This window comes from Corynebacterium marambiense, assembly GCF_016342275.1.
Classification (GTDB): Bacteria; Actinomycetota; Actinomycetes; order Mycobacteriales; family Mycobacteriaceae; genus Corynebacterium; species Corynebacterium marambiense.
Genome location: NZ_JAEIOT010000015.1, coordinates 144,507 through 164,597 on the forward strand (window position 1 = coordinate 144,507; position 20,091 = coordinate 164,597).

The 20,091-nt window shown below is 61.7% G+C and carries 17 protein-coding genes, 1 pseudogene and 1 riboswitch; of the genes and pseudogenes, 9 read left to right on the forward strand and 9 right to left on the reverse strand.

Features of this window, described 5'->3' with window-relative positions:
- The first annotated feature begins 21 nt into the window (after positions 1–21).
- Positions 22–321 (forward strand): type II toxin-antitoxin system RelE family toxin, encoded by a 300-nt coding sequence (locus JDV76_RS10970; RefSeq protein WP_198736933.1) that lies wholly within the window; start codon positions 22–24, stop codon positions 319–321.
- 331 nt (positions 322–652) lie between these two features.
- Positions 653–787: pseudogene (locus tag JDV76_RS12705) on the forward strand (DNA polymerase III subunit delta); the annotation flags it as partial.
- Here the strand turns inward: JDV76_RS12705 and JDV76_RS10980 are convergent.
- The 4 genes from JDV76_RS10980 to JDV76_RS10995 form a co-directional block, all read right to left on the reverse strand.
- Complete coding sequence (locus JDV76_RS10980; protein WP_198736934.1) at positions 786–1,547, reverse strand: hypothetical protein; 762 nt, start codon at positions 1,545–1,547, stop codon at positions 786–788. The pseudogene JDV76_RS12705 and the gene JDV76_RS10980 overlap by 2 nt on opposite strands.
- A gap of 55 nt (positions 1,548–1,602) precedes the next feature.
- Positions 1,603–2,004 carry a hypothetical protein gene (locus JDV76_RS10985; RefSeq protein WP_198736935.1) on the reverse strand — a complete coding sequence of 134 codons (402 nt, stop codon included), beginning with the start codon at positions 2,002–2,004 and terminating at the stop codon, positions 1,603–1,605.
- Positions 2,005–2,412: 408 nt separating this feature from the next.
- Positions 2,413–2,676: a 30S ribosomal protein S20 gene (rpsT, locus tag JDV76_RS10990; protein ID WP_198736936.1), complete on the reverse strand. Its 264-nt coding sequence runs from the start codon at positions 2,674–2,676 to the stop codon at positions 2,413–2,415.
- A gap of 211 nt (positions 2,677–2,887) precedes the next feature.
- Positions 2,888–3,451, reverse strand: a complete 564-nt coding sequence (locus JDV76_RS10995; protein ID WP_198736937.1) for a type II toxin-antitoxin system PemK/MazF family toxin — start codon at positions 3,449–3,451, stop codon at positions 2,888–2,890.
- A 165-nt stretch (positions 3,452–3,616) separates the two neighbouring features.
- Between JDV76_RS10995 and lepA the strand changes: the two genes are divergently transcribed.
- The 6 genes from lepA (at position 3,617) to JDV76_RS11025 (ending at position 10,890) form a co-directional block, all read left to right on the forward strand.
- Positions 3,617–5,464, forward strand: a complete 1,848-nt coding sequence (gene lepA / locus JDV76_RS11000; protein WP_198736938.1) for a translation elongation factor 4 — start codon at positions 3,617–3,619, stop codon at positions 5,462–5,464.
- Positions 5,465–5,482: 18 nt separating this feature from the next.
- Positions 5,483–6,448 (forward strand): GIY-YIG nuclease family protein, encoded by a 966-nt coding sequence (locus JDV76_RS13080; RefSeq protein WP_376993026.1) that lies wholly within the window; start codon positions 5,483–5,485, stop codon positions 6,446–6,448.
- Positions 6,449–6,532: 84 nt separating this feature from the next.
- Entirely contained in the window at positions 6,533–7,192 is a 660-nt protein-coding gene (locus JDV76_RS11010; RefSeq protein ID WP_198736940.1) for a hypothetical protein, read from the forward strand.
- Positions 7,193–7,776: 584 nt separating this feature from the next.
- A complete protein-coding gene (locus JDV76_RS11015) occupies positions 7,777–8,748 on the forward strand; it encodes a diacylglycerol kinase (RefSeq protein WP_232959318.1) in 972 nt (323 codons plus the stop codon).
- A gap of 224 nt (positions 8,749–8,972) precedes the next feature.
- A complete protein-coding gene (locus JDV76_RS11020) occupies positions 8,973–9,611 on the forward strand; it encodes a hypothetical protein (RefSeq protein ID WP_198736941.1) in 639 nt (212 codons plus the stop codon).
- 511 nt (positions 9,612–10,122) lie between these two features.
- The gene (locus JDV76_RS11025; RefSeq protein WP_198736942.1) at positions 10,123–10,890 is read left to right on the forward strand and encodes a hypothetical protein; all 768 of its coding nucleotides are present in this window, start codon (positions 10,123–10,125) and stop codon (positions 10,888–10,890) included.
- A gap of 290 nt (positions 10,891–11,180) precedes the next feature.
- Here the strand turns inward: JDV76_RS11025 and JDV76_RS11030 are convergent, their stop codons facing one another.
- The 4 genes from JDV76_RS11030 to JDV76_RS11045 all read right to left on the reverse strand — a co-directional run bounded on the left by JDV76_RS11030 (position 11,181) and on the right by JDV76_RS11045 (position 16,493).
- Positions 11,181–13,082: a protein-arginine deiminase family protein gene (locus JDV76_RS11030; protein WP_198736943.1), complete on the reverse strand. Its 1,902-nt coding sequence runs from the start codon at positions 13,080–13,082 to the stop codon at positions 11,181–11,183.
- A gap of 143 nt (positions 13,083–13,225) precedes the next feature.
- Positions 13,226–13,639, reverse strand: coding sequence for a hypothetical protein (locus tag JDV76_RS11035; RefSeq protein WP_198736944.1), 414 nt, complete (start codon positions 13,637–13,639; stop codon positions 13,226–13,228).
- 242 nt (positions 13,640–13,881) lie between these two features.
- On the reverse strand, positions 13,882–15,561 hold the full coding sequence (locus tag JDV76_RS11040) for an alpha-keto acid decarboxylase family protein (RefSeq protein WP_198736945.1): 1,680 nt from the start codon (positions 15,559–15,561) through the stop codon (positions 13,882–13,884).
- Between the two features lie 530 nt (positions 15,562–16,091).
- Positions 16,092–16,493, reverse strand: a complete 402-nt coding sequence (locus JDV76_RS11045; RefSeq protein WP_198736946.1) for a hypothetical protein — start codon at positions 16,491–16,493, stop codon at positions 16,092–16,094.
- Between the two features lie 17 nt (positions 16,494–16,510).
- Positions 16,511–16,626: riboswitch (SAM riboswitch) on the reverse strand.
- A gap of 329 nt (positions 16,627–16,955) precedes the next feature.
- Between JDV76_RS11045 and JDV76_RS11050 the strand changes: the two genes are divergently transcribed.
- Complete coding sequence (locus tag JDV76_RS11050) at positions 16,956–17,444, forward strand: hypothetical protein (protein WP_198736947.1); 489 nt, start codon at positions 16,956–16,958, stop codon at positions 17,442–17,444.
- A 532-nt stretch (positions 17,445–17,976) separates the two neighbouring features.
- On the opposite strand, the gene paaZ is transcribed toward JDV76_RS11050, so the two are convergent.
- Positions 17,977–20,049, reverse strand: a complete 2,073-nt coding sequence (paaZ, locus tag JDV76_RS11055) for a phenylacetic acid degradation bifunctional protein PaaZ (protein ID WP_198736948.1) — start codon at positions 20,047–20,049, stop codon at positions 17,977–17,979.
- Positions 20,050–20,091 lie beyond the last annotated feature (42 nt).

Sequence of the window (20,091 nt, forward strand, 5' to 3'; positions counted from 1 at the left end):
CTACGGTGCGTCCAGCCTGATATGTCAGACGGTAATTTCCAGGTGGAATTCACTACGGACGCAAAAGAGGACCTCCGGGATCTTGACGGTGGATCGCAGAAGCGGGTGGCAGCCGCTATCAAGAACAAGCTCGCCGTCGCTCCCCAGGGTTACGGCCATCCTCTGGGCAGTCGCAGAGGCGGTGACCTGACAGGGTTTCGGAAACTCGCCGTGGGAGACCGCGATCTGAGCATCATCTACGAGGTGGTCAATGGTGACCGTGTCGTGATCTGGTGGGTCATCGGCAACCGCAGCGACGATGAGTGTTACTCCCTGACCTGATTCAATAAAGATAAGGCCCGCATCCTGCCCCAGGCAGGCAAGTAGGTGCCCCGAAGGATCCCCGCTACTACGAAATCCACGTGCTATTCATCCGGAGCTCGACCTGGTCACCCTATTCAAGGCCGCTACCGGGCAGACACTGGTGGAGTCGGTGGCGGCGGATTTAACCTTCCTCCTGAGTCTGGATCACCGCTACTTCCACGGTGTACGCGGGGTGATGAGCCTGGTTGTGGCGGAAGATCGACTGGATCGAGCCAAGACCGATGCCCTGATCGCACATCTGGGAGGCAGTGAGGTGGCCGATCACGGGGATCGAGATCGACGATGGGGGTTGGCGGCCGACACTGGGGGAGGAATCACCGAGGCGAAGGCCGGCGAGTACTACGTCGGTGTTGCGGAGGTTTCCGGGTTCTACGTCGCGGATCTCGCCTGTTCCGGGCAGGTGCAGCGTGCCGCTGCCTCTGCTAGTTGACGTCGATCCACCACTCGTCGAATGTCTCGTCCATCTCCAGACTGCTCCCGACGGACACCGTGAGTCTGGTCGGGGTGACGGTGATCTTCGCGTCGCCAGTGTCCACAACGTAGCGGTGAAGGTGGGGATCCGACCTGGATGCATCCACTGGCCAGTCGAGGGCTCCGGTGCCGGTGACGAAACCGTGGTAGGTACTCCTGGACCCGGTACTGCAGACTGTCACGAACACCGAGTTGTTGCGTGCAGCGAGGACGGCGTCTTCACCGGGTTCGCACGCAGCTATCAACCTGGATGCCTTGAGATCCCATCCCGTCCCGGTGAACTGGGTCGGATAATCCCGTTTCGGTGAGGCCGTACGTACCACCGGGTCCGTGGAGGTTGTGGTGCTTCGGGAGGATGGGGAAACGGTTGATTTGCGTGGAGTGTTCTCTGTGACAGCGTCGGTGAGCGGTACGGTGGACACCGGTTGAGCCTGCGACACCATCTTACTGTCAGGGGTGTCACCAGCGGTGAGGAATAGCAGATAGATGACCAGAGCGGTGGTCAGCGAGGTCAGTACAGCGACACTGAGAAGGACCGGAACTGTCGCGGTGCTGCGCCCGGTGGATGCGGTGGTACTCTGCGGGAGCCACCCGGGTGAGCTGTTCCGCGTGGGTTCTCCAGGCTCCGGTGGTTCCGATTCTGGGGGGATCAACTGCCCCCAGTCATCGTAGACCTCGGAGGAATCCCACTGATAGTCCTGGTTGTCGGTCATGGGGGTCCTTACATGAACGTCGGCGCATGGTTACGCACATCGGGTCGTCGGGAGATCATCGCTTGATGAGGATAACCCGGGCATCGGTGGTTGTGGCGCAGTCGTAGTTCTCTCCCCCCGACGAACCGCAGACGACGACGTAATTCTTCTCGGTGACGGGGCTGTAGACCAACAGTGATGTCCGGGTTTCCCATCCGGGGCCGGCGCGACCGGCGCGCAGTTGTTCTCCGACTGTGACGGAGAAGGGGCAGCTGGTCCGCTCTGTCGCGGCGAAGACGTCCCAGCCGCCGGAGGTTCGGCACCGTGTACTGCCGACGGGTGGGGTGATCTGCTTCGTTGCCGTGAGGGTCGTCGTCTCCGTTGCCGTCACGGGCCCGGCCTCCCCGGAATTGTCCCCATCCTGGATGCGCCTCGATATGCCCTGTTCGGAGGCGTTTGCGTCATCCTGGGATCCCATTCGAGAGACAGCCCCCGATGATCACGATCACGAGCAGAAGCACGGCGATGATGAGTCCCGTCACCAACAGTGCTTTCAGATACGTCGATGTCGCGGGGTCAGGCTGTCCGGTGTCACTCCCGATGGGTGAATCGGACAGCCCCATCCGGTGCTGGTCTCGGAATCATTCCACGAGCATCCCGGAGGGTATGGGCGACCAGCCTTTCTGCCGGTCCCTACCGTTCAGAATCGGGGATGATCACCCCGGAGTCCGCGCCCCCGACTACGCTGGGGATCCGGAACCTGCGCCCATCTGCCGCGGAGAATGACCTGAGCGTCCGTCGGTTGGAGGGGGGTAACGCGAGAAGGTCCCTGTCCTGGAATCACCGGGACAGGGACCTTCTCGCTTCCCACACTGTGGGGGCGGAACTAGTCCATCTTGTTCAGTGCGGACGCCATGGCGGACTTCTTGTTGGCGGCATTGTTCCGGTGGAACACGCCCTTGGTCACGGCCTTGTCTAGGGCGCGGGAAGCGATACGCAGCTGGGTGGTGGCCTCGTCCTTCTTGCCTTCTTCGACCAGCGCGCGGAACTTGCGGATCTCGGTGCGGACCGCGGACCGAACGTGCTGGTTGCGCTGGCGGCGCTCCTCGTTGGTGCGGACGCGCTTGATCTGGGACTTGATGTTAGCCATTGAACATACCTCTTGAACTCGTGGTTGGGTGTGATGAAACCACCGGCCGGAACCGTCCAGACCTGTGATCACGATGGATCACGGTCGCGGTGGATGCGTTCTCTTGAGCGGACCCAAGGTCCTGACCGCTCCGACACCCACGCCCGGAAAGTGAATAACAGCTTGACAGAGTACCAGTCTCCGGGGTGCCCACCAAACCTCGTGGTTCGGGTCATCCCCACCCGTAGTTACTGCGCAGCCGGTTGGCGATGCGTTCGAACCTGTGCCGGGGGATGACCGCTCCCTGCCTGCGGATCTCCAGCTCGGGGATCTGGAGCACCTTGTCCATGCGAACCCAACACTGTTTACCCGACTCGTCCCACGGACCCGAGCCGATCCCGAGCCAGTTGTCCTCCTCCGCATGCTCCGGGTTGGGGGAGATCACGAGTCCCAGCAAATGTTGCCGGGAACGACCGATAACGATGATCGCCCGTTCCCGGGCCGGGGAGGCGGGACCGTCGGTGTCCACCCAGATCCAGACCACCTCGCCAGGATCAGCCTGGCCATCCATATCGGGGGCGTAGTAGATGCTGCGTGCCATGGCCGCCGTCGGCTGTGTCGCGTAGCTGGTACCCGACTTGATGTTCCGATGAACGGGTGCATGACTCGCCGGATTCAGCCCGAGGCGGTCGTTGATCACCTCGAGCCCCTGATCGAGCGCACTGTCCCCCCGCCCGAGTACCGAGGTCAGGGCGCGGTGGAACCAGCTGTCCTCGCGTCGTCCACCATCGTTCACAGCTCACAATCCTAGTCGTTGCCGGGACGTCGGGGGCGGGTATCCGGTGCCGAGGGGACGGGTGTCCTCCCGTGCCCGACGGTGGTGTGTCCGATGCGCGTGGGCTGCGGCTGCACAGTCGGGTAGTGTCAGGAGAGCTCCAATTAGGAAGGGACCGTCACACACATGGCCGCCAATTTTGCCGAAGCTACGTACACAGACCCCAAGCAGATCCGTAACTTCTGCATCATCGCCCACATCGACCACGGAAAGTCCACCCTCGCGGACCGGATTCTGGGTCTGACCGGTGTGGTCGATGCCCGGGACATGCGTGACCAGTACCTCGACAACATGGACATCGAGCGTGAACGCGGCATCACCATCAAGGCGCAGAACGTGCGCCTGCCGTGGGTACCGCGCTCCGGTGCGCACGAGGGCGAGCAGATCGTCATGCACCTCATCGACACCCCCGGCCACGTCGACTTCACCTACGAGGTCTCGCGCGCGCTCGACGCCTGCGAGGGCGCGGTCCTGCTCGTCGACGCCGCGCAGGGCATCGAGGCACAGACGCTCGCGAACCTGTACCTCGCGATGGAGAACGACCTCGAAATCATTCCCGTCCTGAACAAGATCGACCTTCCCGCCGCGGACCCCGACAAGTTCGCCGAGGAAATCGGGCACATCATCGGCTGCGAACCCGAGGACGTTCTCCGGGTGTCCGGCAAGACCGGTGAAGGCGTCCCCGAACTCCTCGACCGCATCTGCGAACTCGTCCCGCCGCCAAGTTCCGACAAGGGTGCCGACGCCCCCGCGCGCGCCATGATCTTCGACTCCGTCTACGACACCTACCGTGGCGTGGTCACCTACATCCGCATGGTCGACGGCACCCTCGAACCCCGTCAGAAAATCAAGATGATGTCCACCGGGGCCACCCACGAACTTCTCGAAATCGGCATCGTCAGCCCCACCCCGAAGAAATGCGTCGGACTCGGTCCCGGCGAGGTCGGCTACCTCATCACCGGTGTGAAGGATGTCCGCCAGTCCAAGGTCGGCGACACCATCACTTGGGCCAACAAGGGTGCCGAGGAAGCCCTCAAGGGCTACGCGGAACCCAACCCGATGGTCTACTCCGGACTGTTTCCCATCTCCCAGGCGCAGTATCCGGATCTTCGCGACGCACTCGACAAACTGCAGCTCAACGACGCCGCGCTCGTCTACGAGCCCGAGACCTCTGTCGCCCTCGGATTCGGGTTCCGTTGCGGCTTCCTCGGCCTGCTCCACATGGAGATTACCCGGGACCGGCTGCAGCGCGAGTTCGACCTCGATCTCATCTCCACCGCACCATCCGTCAGCTACCGCGTGGTCACCGAATCCGGTGAAGAAATGACCGTGCACAACCCCTCCGACTGGCCCGGCGGCAAACCGAAGGAAGTCTGGGAGCCCATCGTCAAGATGACGGTCATCGTTCCCGCCGAGTTCGTCGGCACCACCATGGAACTGTGCCAGGCCAAACGCGGCCAGATGGGCGGCATGGACTACCTCTCCGAGGATCGCGTCGAACTCCGCTACGTCATGCCGCTCGGCGAGATCATCTTCGACTTCTTCGACATGCTCAAGTCCCGCACCCGCGGCTACGCCTCCCTCAACTATGAGGAAGCCGGGGAGCAGGAATCCGATCTGGTGAAGGTCGACATCCTCCTTCAGGGCGAACCCGTCGACGCGTTCAGTGCCATCGTGCACCGCGACAACGCCCAGTGGTACGGCAACAAGATGACCGTGAAGCTCAAGGACCTCATCCCGCGTCAGCAGTTCGAGGTGCCGATCCAGGCGGCCATCGGGTCGAAGATCATCGCCCGCGAGAACATCCGCGCCCTGCGCAAGGACGTCCTCGCGAAGTGCTACGGCGGCGACATCTCCCGGAAGCGCAAGCTCCTGGAGAAGCAGAAGGAAGGCAAGAAGCGGATGAAGAACATCGGTTCCGTCTCCGTTCCGCAGGAGGCCTTCGTCGCGGCGCTCTCGACGGACGAGGGATAGAAGGCTCGGTGGGGCGTGGTGTTCTCGTCCAGAGAACTGAGGTACCGGCGATGGACAGTTTCGGATCTGACCAGTATCGCCCCATTGTTGCCTGGTTCTGCAGGAGGAATCTACATCCTCGGTTTCACGGATGGCTCGTGTTATGTGGGGCAGACAACCGACATGGTGAGGCGTTTTTCTGCCCATAGGCACGGTTCGAGGCATCATGCAGCGTGGGTGGATATTGAGACGCTACTCTTCGCCGTTGTCCCGTCAGATTCTCTGGATGCCGTGGAGCGTTCCGAAATCATCCGGCTCCGCAGAACAGGTAAATCGCTGCGGAATCGGGCATGGAACAGGGGACACCGCCAGCCTTCCTCACTTGACGTCATCATCAGTGTTGACGATCAGAGTCACTGGGCGACAGGCGGAGAAGAATACACAACCATGTCCGTCGGAATGGTGCCCATGCCAGATCCTCGGGGGTGCGGTGCCTCACGTTTACGTCGTTACACGGATTCCCGGGGGCAACATCTGACGTATCGGAAGGTGATCAGCGATTTTCACTGTGCACTTTCGCTGTTGATCCCCTCATGCGAAGAACTAGAGGGGGTCTGGTGGACGGTCTCGGATCTGCCGTCTACAGCAGGCGGCAGATACGCGACCCTGACTGTCGGGAATCTTGAACTGCTTTACGCCCCACGCACCGAATCCAGCTCATCCCCGGTGTGTGTACTTAACTGCCCTCCCGGTGTCGTGGGGAGACGGTGGTGGTCACAGAAGAAACACCAGGGCGTCCTGTTCCGACGGCATTACCGATCTGCGACGGTGGATGCGCTCACATTTCCGGCAGGATCGCTCCATAACCTTATCCGCGATACTCCTGGACTGCTCAGTGAGCTGCGGGGTTTCGTTCTTTCGTTGATGAGGCAGGCGTCAGCGGCGAAAATCGGCCGGTGGCACAGTCCTCAGTTGGTCTCCGAAATGAGAGCGGTTGGTTCGTAGGGCACTCCCAGATGACTCACAGCATCATCGTCTAAGGTTCCCCCGATCTGTTTCATGAGACACGCGAGGGGTGCAGCCGTAGAGATGGAAGTCAACAGTGTTCCGGTGATCATCGAGCGGACCCTGGATTTCTTCCAGGGCTTTCCCGTGGAGATCATGGCAGTGATCGAGCTGGCGGTACTGATCATCGCGGTGATCAAGTTCCGTGGGTTCCGGGCGAAGAGTCCGAATCCGGCTCCGTCGGTTGCCCGGTCGACGGAGAACCGGCATCTGCTCATCCGCACGATCACCTATTCCGATTTCAGTCGCTCGCTCATCCCGCTGGTGGTGACGACGCTGTTCCCGTTCCTGATACTCGTGCTCGTGGTTGGGCTGATACCGGCGGGCTTGTTCATTGGTGGCGGAAGTGGTGTGCTGCCGTTGATGTTCCTGGTGATCAACCTGATGGCGGTTCCATCGGCCTTCATCTTCTACTTCTGGCTGGTGACCGAACGCGTCTGGCCGGAGGTCCCGGAGAGTGACAAGGACACTCTGATCCATGAATGGAACAGGGTGTTCGCCATCGGGGTCTACGCCCTCACTCTGGTGATTTCGCTGCTCTGTTATCAGTATTCACGGGGTGGAGACATCTTCGTTCTAGGTGACAGTGTGAAAGCACTGTTCACCCTGATCATCGCCGTGTACTCCTTCGAGATGACCCGGCTCGCCGCGAGTATCTATTCACAGCTTTCTGTTCGGGTGTGACGGGGAACTGATGTCCTTCGGTCCGATATCCGGTAGATCTCGATGTGGAGTGGGTCAGCCCGGGTTGTTGGTGGAGCTTTTGGAAACGGCAGTGGCCTCGGATTGGTAGCAGCGAGGTATGCGGGGTTCGTCGTTTATAGTCCAAGGACCGGTACATCGGCTCGGGTAGCACGTCGTGACCTACACCGCTTGGAATAGAAGGTCGTCAACGTCAAGCGGGAGAATGTTCGTCTCGTAGGTAACTAACAAGTCATGCTGCTGGTGGTGATGTGGGTGACCCGAAGATGGACCGTGCCGAGAGAATGGAACGAACGTTCACGGTGCTCAGCAAGACGTGTTTCTCGCCGGAAGGGTGAAAACCGGGGACATCCCCATCCGGTTGAGCAGGGCCCCAGAGATGTCCGACCAGGACAGTGGTGGCGTCGGCGAGTCTCTTTGAAGGAGTCCAGAACTCGAGATGAGGGGCCTGTGTGAGTTCTCAACCTAGTCTGTGAAAGGATCAAGATACCCGCAGTGACGGGAGCCGGATAGCGGTGCTGCCCGGCGTCCTTCACATCAGAAACTTGGACAACGAAAGTAACCACATGACCGACTATCCGATGGGTTTCGTCGACATCGGCGCCGTCGCCATGCTCACGAACCCGGACAGCGGACACGGTCGTGCGCGGCATTCCACCGAGCGTGCGATGGCGGCGTTTCGCGATGCGGGTGTCGAGGTTCTAGCTTTTCAAGGGCGGACGACGAAGGATTCCCGGCGGTTGACCCGGGAAGCCGTTGAATCGGGGCGCTTTGACGCGATCGTGGTTTGTGGCGGCGACGGCATGATCAACCTAGTGCTCCAGGAGACTACAGGGAAGAAGATCCCGGTCGGGGTCATACCTGCAGGTACCGGAAATGATCACGCCCGGGAGTACAACCTTCCTCGGACGAGCCCGGAGGCCGCTGCGGAGGTCATTGCGGCGGGTTTCACGGTGACGACGGATCTGGGGCGGATTACCGATTCCGCGGGGAACGAACGGTGGTTCGGAACCGTGATGACGGCCGGATTTGATTCCCTGGTCAGTGATCGGGCGAACCGGATGACCTGGCCGCACGGCTCCGCCCGCTATAACCTCTCGATCGCCGCCGAACTCGTCAATCTTCGCCCGCTGTCGTTTTCCATGGAGTTGCACGGCAGGCACGCGTTACCCGGGGAGACCGGAATCGTGGAAGGGGAATCGGTCACGATCCGTGGAGCCGCGATGCTCGCTGCCTTCGGGAATACCCGGACCTATGGTGGTGGGTTGCCGGTGTGTCCCTTCGCCAATCATCGGGACGGGTTGCTTGATGTGACGCTGGTGGATCCATCCGGGAGAATCCGGTTCGCCTCTTGCATGGGGAAGATCATCAAGGGCACGCATGTGGAACTCCCGGAGGTGCACAGTTACCGGGTGCGTAGTGCTGACGTGTGGGTGTACGGCGTCGATGCGTATGCGGATGGTGAGCGGATGTCGCAGCTTCCGGTTACCGTTGAGGCGGTTCCGGCAGTGGGGCGTTTCATCGTTCCTGCTCCCTGATTGTGACCTAGGTGTGCCATGGCGTGACCTTGGTGAGCGCCCGAAAGCTCACCTCCCCGTCACCGAAGTGAATGACGGTCATGGGCGGTGTTTCAGGGTGGGGTGAGTGTGATAGAGCGCATAGTAGTTTCAAACCACGCAGCTCTCCTCCTTCGTCACTGAGTGAAAGTATGGTGCTGGTTAGTGGCGTGCTGGCTTGAACATTGCAAAAGGGGGCGTGGTCCATGGGATTGTGGAGAACGGGAGCGGCACTGGTCTGTGCGATAGTGATGCTCATCGGTTGCTCAGCTATCGGCGGGGAAACTGATTCGGAGCAGGGGACCACGGGAAGCGGTTCCACGCCGGAGGCTCTGCCCGTGACAGCGGATCAGCTCATGAACGCCTGGATTCCTTCGGTGTGCCGCCACGAAGCGGGACATCTGGTCGATGGTGTTTTGCCCGTAGAAGACGAACGAAAGGGGTCCGCGAATATCGCGGGTGTTGGAGGGGGAAAACGGCCCGCGATCGTCATCGGTGATGTCACCGGTGACGGTGTTGATGACGGGGTTGTCGACATCGTGTGCAACGCCGGAGGGGTCGGATGGCCGTCCACCCTCGTCTTATACACCAATGGTTCAGAATATCTCGGTTCGGTACACCGGTCTGACATTGTGGACAATCCCGGCAGGGGTCCGGTGGACGAGCTGACCATCGAAGACAGGTGGATCAGTTTCAGCTGGTACGGACCGAAGACACCGAGTGAACCCGCATGCTGTCCGACACAGTATCTGAAGGCGCGGTTGATGTACGACGGCACGGAACTCGTCGTGGCAGACATTCAGCTTGACCGTCTGAAAGACCGGGACGAGCTCTATGGTGGCTGAGTGATCCCCGATATCACTCAACCACCAGAGCCAGAGAGGTGTGGATCTGAGGATTCACCGACTCGAGTACGCGCGGCGAAGTGCTCAGCGGGCAGGGGCGCTGGAGCTTCCCGGATGCGGTGAAGGCGGCAACAACGTCGGGCCCGTCCCCGTCGCGCCAACGATTTAACTCTGAGTATGCCTCCAATACTGGCCCACAGACGCCTGTCCGGGTGGTCCTCCGAAGTTCACAGGGGCCTCTTGATCCGGCGCGGTCCAGTGGCGGGCCTGCCGGTCATGGTCGAGGCGGTGCCAGCGGCCGCGAGGTTCATCGCACAGGCGCCCTGACGCAACGACACAGCAGACCGCCCGTCCACCCGCCCGCTGAGGGCGCGCCGCTTCGAGTGGGTGACCACGGATCGGGGTGGGAGCGCCAAGATTCCACTTCGAGGCACCCCACTGCTCCTACACTTGAGAAACGGACGATCCGTCCGCAACTCCACTGATCCGACCACCGCGAGGGGCGTGCACAATGAGAATCAGACGAGTGGGAGCTGTACTGTTCGGCGTGGCACTGACGGCGTCGGCGTGCACCGGCGCCGATGAGGGTGCCGAGCCGAGTACGGCTGTCGACACGGCGACCGTCGCCGGAGCCACCGACGACAGCGGTGCGGATGTCCCGCAGACGACCGGGCACCGGACGATTGCGCCCAATGGGGAATCGGAGACAGCGGGCGCGCCGTCCAGTGAGAGCCCGGCTAAACCAGTGGCGCTTCCCGTGTCAGCTGAGCAGCTCATGAACGCCTGGATCCCCCCGGTCTGCGGGCACGACGCGGGCCAACTGGTCGACGGTGTCCTCCCGGTCGCGGACCAGCTGAGCGGTTTCGCGAAAATCGCCGGGGTCGATCCGTGGGACGGCTCGCCCCCGGATCCGGCGATCGTCATCGGCGACGTCACTGGCGACGGTGTCGATGACGGGATGATCGACATCTACTGCAGTGCCGGAGGTGTGCCCTGGCCGTCGGTCCTCGTCTTCTACACCAACGGTGGGGAGTATCTCGGCGCGGCACCCCGATCCGAGGTCGTTGAGAATCCCGGCCGGGGCCCGGCCGATGAGCTCACCATCCAGGACGGCCGGGTCAACTTCAGCTGGTACGCGCCGGGGCCGAATGACGGTGCGTGCTGCCCGACGCGGTTCATGAAAGCGCAGATGGTCTACGACGGTGGGGAGTTCGTGGTGACGAACGTCCAGCTGGACCCGTCCCGGGACCGCGCCCCCGAGTTCTATCAGGCGAAGTGACCGACGCTTCCGAGCCGGGGCACAGTCGCCGGGGGTTGTGCCCCGGGATCCGGCTACGGCCCGTCCGGTGTCATTGACCGTCCGGTAAGGGGGCTCCGGGGTCGGAGACCGGACACCCGTCCGGCTATCCGCCGGCACCATCCGTGGTCCGGTCGAAGCCGCTGGGTCCGGGCGTCGCGGGGTGGTGGAGGCTGCAACCGTGGACCGGTACTCCGGTGTGGTTGCATCTCACTCCCAGGGCCTGCAGGGCGGCGCACCGGGCGCAGGGATTCGGCCCGGTGCGCCGCCCTCTACTTCGTGTACCAGGCCGTCATCTCACGGAACTGGTTCGTCCCGCAGTGGATCTCACCGGTTCCACGGTGGAGGTAATCGTAGTCATCGACGAAGATGACGTCGTAGCCAGCTTTAGCCATTTCCTTCGTCAAGTGGTCAGCGAACGCATCCGTCCCGTTGATGTTGGGGCCGTATGTTTTTGGAGAGAGGTACGTCTTTCGGTCCCGGACGATACCGTTGACGGCATTCGGCGTGAAGGATGCCATCGGGTAGATCTTCGTGGCGTCGTAAGCGTCGTGCAGATCCATTCGGTACCAGGCGGGTTGCCGGATGATGTCCTCCTCGCCCAGACCAGTTTCGGCCTTCAGCGTGGCGATGTTTCGGTTCATCACCTCGATGGCCACGGCGTGCTGGCGCTGCATCATGTCATCGGTTGCTTCAGCCACTGTCGTCCGGGCCTGCGGGTGATCCACCAGTTGGACGTCACCATGACCATTTGCGACGAGGTCCTCAAGCATCACCTTGCCTAGTTGCGGATCGGCAACCAGAAGCTTGAAACCTGCGGCATTGTCCGCTGGGAGAACATGAACGAACTCGTCGACGTGTCCGACCGCAAGGAAGCTGGTGTCCAGGATCAGCGGATCGGTGTAGCCCTGGGCGGCCAGGAAGAGGATCTGCTCATTCGTCGGACTGTTGTCGTCCTGGTGGTCATGTGCACCGCCATCCCCGTGATCGTGTCCATCATCATCGGCGACCAGATCCGGGTGCTGGCGGACACCGATGATGGCGCGGCCCTGCGGGTGGGCGGGCGTCGGGGGTAGGAACTCAAGGTTGCCGCCCGCACTGGAATCGGAGTGCTTGCCGTCTGTGTCGACCTCGGCGACGGCGACATCCCGCCCCTTTAGGTGATACATCGCGTTCTGTCCGTCGTCACCTTGATCGAGTCGCATGATGACGCGCATGTACTGCGGTCCTTCTGCACCGGGGAGCGCGGTGTAGAAGATCTCACTTCCGTCCTGCAGCCATTGGACATCCATGTCCGGGATCTTCCGGAGCTCGACGTCATCGCCGAGAGCGGCGTCGAGACGGGCATTGAACGGTGCGGCATCCTTGAAGGAATCGTCCAGGGTCAGCACCGTGCGTAGATCCTGGGTGTGGTCGTGGGCGCGCAGTGGGGCCTGCTGAAGCTGGACGCTGTCTGTTGTCGACACCCCGTCGTCGGTGGTGGTGAGTGTCACGGTGAGTCGACCGTCCCACTCGGCGTGATTGCGCATCACGTCGAGCCCCTCAACGCCGAGGATTGCACCGGAGCGCAACTGCTCCGCGTTCAGCATGGTGGTGGCTGTCACGGGTGCCCATGAGCCGTCACCGGTGAGAAGGAATACGCGGGCCCGGTTCGTGTCATACGCCAGGGTCGCGGCCGCAGAATCGGACAGGTCCCGTGTTGCTTTGACCTCGAGGCGAGCCAGGTCGCGAGCGTCGGCCTCACCGTTGACGACATCGTCGGCGGCGTCATTGCACGCAGCGAGTTCCGCCCGGGGGGTGTCCGGGGAGAAGGTGCAGCGGCCGGAATCATCGTCGATGTTCGCGAGGAAGATCGCGCCCTCGTTGACGTTGGCCGTTGTCCTGCCCGCGTGGTCGGCGTCGGTGATCCGGCCGTCGCGGTTCGTGTCACCGACGATCGTGGCGAGGGGCGGGGCTGTCGGCGGGGTTCCACTGCTCCCAATTCCACTGCTCCCGGAGCTGAATCCCGAGGTCAGCCGATCGGCCAGGCCTCGCCACTCGGAAGAGATGGTGGTGGATCCGGTGGCTGTGGTGATGGAGTTGATGTAGTCGACGGGGTTGCACGCGGTGAGTGCGAGGGATGAACAGGCGAGTGCGGCGAGGGTGCCGCCGGCCCGCAAGCGATGGACATTCAAGTGAAAAATCCTTCCAGTAGTGTTGACCGAAATAGCCTACTGCGAGGTATTTTCATTAGGCAAGGGCGGTGGGTGCGGGGGTGAAAACTGTGTGTAAGCTGGGAAAACGCAGGGTGCCGCCCGGGCTGGGCGGCACCGAATCGTCACCTGTCGTCGTCGCGGCAGCAGCGCCCGACCTGTGTGCCCTGGTGTAGGTCAACCAGGAACCCGATGTCCCCGATCGCAACCTTCAGCATCCGGCGACCGGGTGACCACAGAGTCAGCGCGGCAGGCTCAAGCACTGCGATGTCCGCGACCGCGCGCAGACGCTCGGCGTTGTGCGTCCAACGGCGGTCGACGGTGTTCTGAAGGGCGAACGTCAGGAAATGGCCTTCGACGGCGATGATGCGGGCTGGCTCCAGGACCTCATCGGTGGGCGCAGTCAACGCAATGTACCCGTGGCTGTGCGTGGAACGGTGTTCAACACAGTCGAAGGACGGGGCGAAGCCCGGGAATCCCGGAAGTGAATCCGGGGTGGCGTAGGTGTTGGTCTCCCCATCGGCGGTGTACGTGCTCATGTGCTCTCCTCTTCGAACCGGGCCCGGGACAGATGTGTCCCGTGGCGGGTGTGTGAGGAGAGGTCCGTTTCGCCGGACCGGGGACTGCACTGGTTGGCGTGACCGGTGAATAAGGCGCACGGAACCTAGAGCGAGCCTAATTTTAGCAGCGAAGTGGAGAACGCGGAAGGAGGAAATGTGGGGAGAGCAAACCGGTCGGCGGCTCCACCATCGCTGTGGTGGAGCCGCCGGGATGCCGTCGACTAGTGCTTCTTGCCGAGCGTCTCGGTGAAGCTGCGCATCATCTGCGGGTAGTCGTCGCGGTCGGTGTGCACCTCGATCATCACGAGCTTGTCGCGGTTCCGGTCGGCCTGGGCCAGGGCATCCTCGAGGGCCGCCGGGGTCGGGGCGTCGAGGACTAGGCAGTTGTCCTCGTTGCCGCCGAAGGCGCGGGGGATGTCCTGCCAGTTGTACGGGGTGATGTCGTTGTAGACCTCGTCGGGGCCGTGGATGGCGCGTTCGATGGTGTAGCCGGAATTGTTCACCAGGATGATCAGCGGGTTGATGCCCTCGCGGAACATGGTGGCGATCTCCTGCACCGTCAGCTGGGCCGATCCGTCGCCGACGAGGACGACCATGCGCCGGTCGGGGTTCGCGATTCCGGCCCCGAGGGCCGCGGGGATGGAGTAGCCGATAGAGGCCCACAGTGACTGGCCGATGAAGCTCACCCCGAAGGGAAGGGGGCTGCCGGCCATTCCGAAGAAACTGGTGCCTTGGTCCGCGATGACGAGGGAATCCTCGGGCAACCACTCCGAGACCTTCGACCACAGGACATTTTGGGTCAGCGGTTCGTCGGGGGCCGGGTTGGGTTCCGCGGGGACGTGGGGCTTCTTGAGCTCATGGGGCGCGACCTCGGTGTCGGCGAGGACGCGGGCCAGGGCGTCGATCGCGTCGCCCATCTGCAGCGGCGCAAAGGTGCGTCCACCGACGGCGGACTGCGTGGGTGAGATCTCCAGCACCCGGTCGACACCGAGGTTCATGGAGAAACCTGCCGTGGTGGAATCGGTGAACTCCACGCCGATCGTGATCAGCCGCTCGGCGTTCTCCACCGCGTCCCTGGCACGGGGGGTGGACGCCGCGCCAAGGTAGATGCCGGCGAACCGGTCACTGCGTTCATCGACGAGGGTCTTTCCCCAGGTGAGTGTGGCGTAGGGCAGATCGTTGGCGTTGATCATCCGGTCGAAGTTCCCGATGCAGCCCACGCGGTGGACGAGCAGGTCGCCGAGCACCGTGGCGGAGTGACCATCCAGGAACTCCCGGGCTGCCCGTTCGAACGCCTTGAGGGCGGCGCTGGAGGACCGCTTCCGGGCGAGGTCGATCTCCAGGGGCTCGTCGGATGGGTACACCTCGGCGGCGGCGACGTCGGGGGAGAGCACGAGGTAGGCCGGACGGCGCTGGGCGAGCATCTCGGTGATCACGCGGTCGATCTCGCTGGTGGCGTTGGACGGCGTGAGCCAGGACTGGGCGCAGTTCACGTGCCCGGCCATTTCGTAGAAGTGGGTGAACACACCGTCGCCGAGGCTGTGGTGGATCTTCTTCCGGGAGGTGAGGATTTCCGTGACCGGTGCCCCGACGATGTGGAGGACCGGGACGTACTCGGCATAGGAGCCGCCGGTGGCGTTGATGGCGGAGAGCTCGCCCACCCCGAAGGTGGTGACCATTGCCGCGGCACCCTTGAGTCGGGCGTAGCCGTCGGCGCAGTATCCGGCGTTCAACTCGTTGCAGTTACCGACCCAGGTCAGTCGGTCGTGTGCGGTGACGGTGTCCAGGAACGTGAGGTTGAAGTCGCCGGGGACACCGAAGACGTGACTGATGCCGATCTCTGCGATCCGGTCGAACAGATAGTCCGAGACGGTGTAGCCGCTGCTGCCGGATTGGGTCATGGTGCTCCTTTGTGGGTCTGTCGGAGGTGGTGTGGGCGGGCTGCCGTGGTATCGGGCCGACCGAGACGGGAAAACTCCGGGATTCACCTACGGGTGGTTGGAAAGTGGCCTGGCTCACGACTCAGGTTACGGGCTGTGGCAAGGCCTAGTGGGGTGGGGGAGCATCCTCCGGGATCATCCCTCGTCAGAGGCACCCCCGGAACTACACCCGTTAGCCGAATGTCGCCATGGTGGTATCTTTAAATGTGGTTCCCATGATGTGGGAGGCGAGCGCTACGCTGCGTGGAGTTCGTTGTCGGTAGTGGGCAACCGTCGGCCCCGCCGTTCCGGAAACTGGTTGTATTTCCTGCGGGTATAGTCCAGTTCAGCGTTTCTCTCGCCCAGGACTGTCGTCGACACGTCTGAGGGGGAGCGGTATCCCGGATGTGGGATGGAATGTGGATGAGGGAATCTCCGCTACCCCCGATCTTGTTCGTGGATTCCGAACACCGGACAGTGGTGTACGCGCCTGCTATGTCGGGGGAAGGCTGCTATTGCTTCTGGCAGGGGGAACCGTCCTGTTCATCGAGACCCAACAACCAGGCTTTGGTACCGATGGTCACCTTGAGGATGCTGTACCGGTCTGACCACAGGACTTCCGCGTCAGGCTCCAGCATGATGAGGTCTGCGATGGCCCGCAGGCGCTCCGGATCGTGGTTCCACCGCCGTTCCTTCGTGTCCCCGTGGGTGAAGATGAGATGGTTCTCCCTGGCCCCGAGGATGACGGCGGGTTCCCAGTCCCCACTCGCGGCATGGTTCATTCTGATCCAGTGCACCGAATGCCCGGTGCCGTAGAGCGTGCATCCGGAAGGAAGCGCGGTGGCTCCCAGCTCCGGCAGATAGTCCGGGGTGCTGGTGATGTTCCGATGTTCGGGGTTGGTGTGCTCACTCATGTGAACTCCTTGAGATAGTCGCGTTCTTCCACCGGACAGAGGCGTCCTGTGGCGGATCTTCCACCGGGGGCACCGAGCGCGATACGCGGTTGCCAGTCGACGAGCCGGGGACTTGACGTCGAACTTCTTGATCTTTTTTTAGATTAGCAAAGATCAACGTAGAATGTATAAGGTCTTTCCTGATGTAGTCATTGGTAACACGTATCATGATTGCGGTTGAAGGATTTTACTATTAAACCGCAAGGGAAATCGGTGCCTAAAAGTCTGACACTGAAACTCCTATGGCCTTTTAATCAGTGTGGGACATCGGTTTCGACATCTTAGAAAACTCTGAAATCTGCAGTATTTGGTGGCTGACATTTGTTCTTCGAAGGATTGAAATGTCGAACCAATTATGAAATGGTAGCCTTTTTCTTGCGATCTACCATTGATTTATGTTATTTACTGTTTTATCATGCACTTATGGACTCTTCACTAATTGGATTAATTGGCATAGTGTTTGGATCATTTTTTACTTTTCTATTTCAGGAATTGCGTAGAAAATCGATTGAATCAACTTCCGGAAGGAGGGTGTGTCGTGGGGCCCTGAGGTTACTGATAACTGATTTTCACAAGGCGATAGCGGTTACGGAGCATGAGGTGGAGTTTCGCGAACTGGGGCCAGAGTGTGGGGAAATATCTATTAGTGGATATGATGATAATGCTATGAATCTAGCTCTTTATCTAGATGCCGAGTCGTGGAAGTTGGTTGAGGGAGGGCAATTGGGTGTGCGTCGAATTAATGGTATTCGCGCTCAATTAAGGGATGAAAAACGTTTATTGACTGATGACGAGCTGCAATCGTATTTTGCCATTCGTGAGCATATAAAAAAATCGATAGATCTACTTGATCCCGAGTCGGTAGCCCCGGATCTCAATTTTTGGCGGGGTTTGAGAAGGGGGAGGGGGTAAGGGGGGGTATTTCAATTTTTGAGGCCGTGGGAATTTATTATTTCGCAGTCTAAAAACACCTTGTAAACGCTGCGTGTGGGTCCATGGCGGGAAGGCGCATGGTAGGGTTGCGGTGGATAATTACAGAAGTTTTGGTGTGCGTGTATTTTGCTTTTGGGGCGAACCTGGCCAAATGGTCTATTGTCTTGAGTGGTAATATGGTATGTAAATCCACATATTTTTTGATCTAGACATTTGATGCCTTATTTAGGGGTAAGTTGTTTTGGTCGGTTGGGGTGGTCTTATTGGGGTGGGAATTATCTTACTTCTCGATCGGGATTGACGATCGTCCTGGTGTTTTTAACTGGCTGCTGGTATGGTAGAGTTTTGAAGATTTCATATTATCATTCCGTGGCTGATGGATTGTTTTGAGGGATAGCGCCATTGGCAAGAATTTGTCGATGCTTGAAATCGGATGCCCTCCCTTTTGGGCTTAGGGCGGGCCGCGCGGCGCAGATCTGCCGGATGGAGGTCGACGAACTGCGCGCGCTGATCACCGCTCCTTCGCCACCAGTGTGAGGACGTCGTAGGTGGCCACGACCTCGTCGTTCTGGTTGTACAGGATGGCATCCCAGCAGACCTCGCCGTAGTCGTCGGTGACGCGTGGCGTGATCCGCTTGGCGGTCAGTTCCACCCGGATGGAGTCGTCGTAGGTGACCGGGGTGAGGAACCGGAGGTTCTCCAGTCCGTAGTTGGCCAGGACTGGGCCGGGGGCGGCATCAACGAACAGCCCGGCGGCCCAACTGACCAGGAGGTAGCCGTGGGCGACGCGCCGGGGGAAGAAGGGATTGGCGGCGGCGGCTTCCTCGTCGGTGTGGGCGTAGAATCTGTCTCCGGTCTCCTCTGCGAAGGCCGTGATGTCGTCCAGTGTGACGGTACGCAGGTCGGAGGCGAATTGGTCGCCGACACGGATTTCCGCGAGGGACTTACGGAACGGATGGATACCGGTCCCGTTGTCCACGTCCGCGCGGGTCACCCGCTGGACATCGGCGCCCGTGTGCCAGATTCCGGTGACGGCGGTGAGGTGGTTCGGGGTGCCCTGGACCGCGCTACGCTGCATGTAGTGCTTCACGCCGCGCACACCGCCCAGCTCCTCGCCGCCACCGGCGCGGCCAGGGCCGCCGTGCACGAGGTGCGGCATGGGTGATCCGTGGCCGGTGGAGGTGTGGGCGTCGTCCCGGTCGAGCAGGTGCACACGCCCGTGGTGGGCGGCAATCCCCCGGGTGAAGTCGCGGACGGTGTCCGGTTCGTGAGCGCACAGGGTGGCCACGAGTGAGCCGCGACCGTACGTGGTCAACCGGATGGCGTCATCCAGCGTGTCATAACCCAGAATCGAAACGACCGGGCCGAACGCCTCGGTCGAGTGGACCGCGGCCCCGGGATCGGCTGCGGTCGTCGCATCAATGGTGAGGATCGTCGGGTTGAGGAATGCGCCCTCGGCGGTCTGTGGTCCGCCGGTGTGGACGGTAGCGCCTGCCGCGATCAGTTCGCACAGGGCATCGATCACAGCGTCGCACTGTTCCGTGGAGACCAGTGGCCCCATGGTGGTGCCCTCCGCGTCCGGCGCGCCGACGGTGACCTTCTCCGCGATCATGGCGCCGAGTGCGTTGGCGACGGTGCCGACGAGGGGAGTGGGTACTATGGCGCGGCGGATAGCGGTGCACTTCTGGCCGGCCTTGGCGACGAGTTCCCCGAACAGGCAGCGGATGTAGGCGGTGAACTCGGGGGAGCCCGGGGTGACGTCCGGCCCGAGGACCGCGGCGTTGAGGGAATCCGCCTCGGCGGTGAACCGGACCCCGCCGCTCAGGATCGCGTCGTGGGAGCGCAGGATGTTCGCCGTCCGTGCGGAGCCGGTGAAGGCGAGGTGGTCGCGGTAGTCCAGGTGTTCCAGGAGGTCGACGCTCCCGCCGGAGATCAACTGCAGGGACCCCTCGGGCAGGAGGCCGGAGTCCACCATGAGTCGGACACAGCGTTCGGTGACGTAGCCGGTCTGTGGTGCCGGCTTCACGATTGTCGGGACACCGGCAATGAACGCGGGTGCGAACTTCTCCAGCATGCCCCAGACGGGGAAGTTGAAGGCGTTGATCTGCACGGCCACGCCGGGGATGGAGGTGTAGATGTGTCCGCCGATGAAGGACCCATCGCGGGAGAGCTGTTCGGTGGGGCCGTCGACGATTACCGTCGAGTTTGGCAGTTCGCGCCGGGATTTCGAGGAATAGACGAACATTGTGCCGATGCCGCCGTCGATGTCGATGCCGTTGTCCCGTTTCGTGGCTCCGGTGCGGGTTGACAGCTCGTACAGTTCGGCCTTGTACTCGTCGAGATGGAGCGCGAGCTGCTTGATTCTCAGGGCGCGCTCGTGGATGGTGAGCTGCTGCAGGCTCCGCTGTCCAGTGGTGCGTGCGAACTCGACGGCTCCGGCGATGTCGAGTCCGTCTGCGCTGACGCGTGCCACGGCATCGCCGGTCGAGGGGTCCGTGGCGGTGAGGACGGCGTTAGGGTTCTCCGGGGTCACCCAACCGCCGTTGAGGTAGCTGGGGACGAGGGGTGGGGTGATGGTGGGCATGGAGGCCTTTCTGTGTGGGCTGGTGACCGGGTGACGGAATAG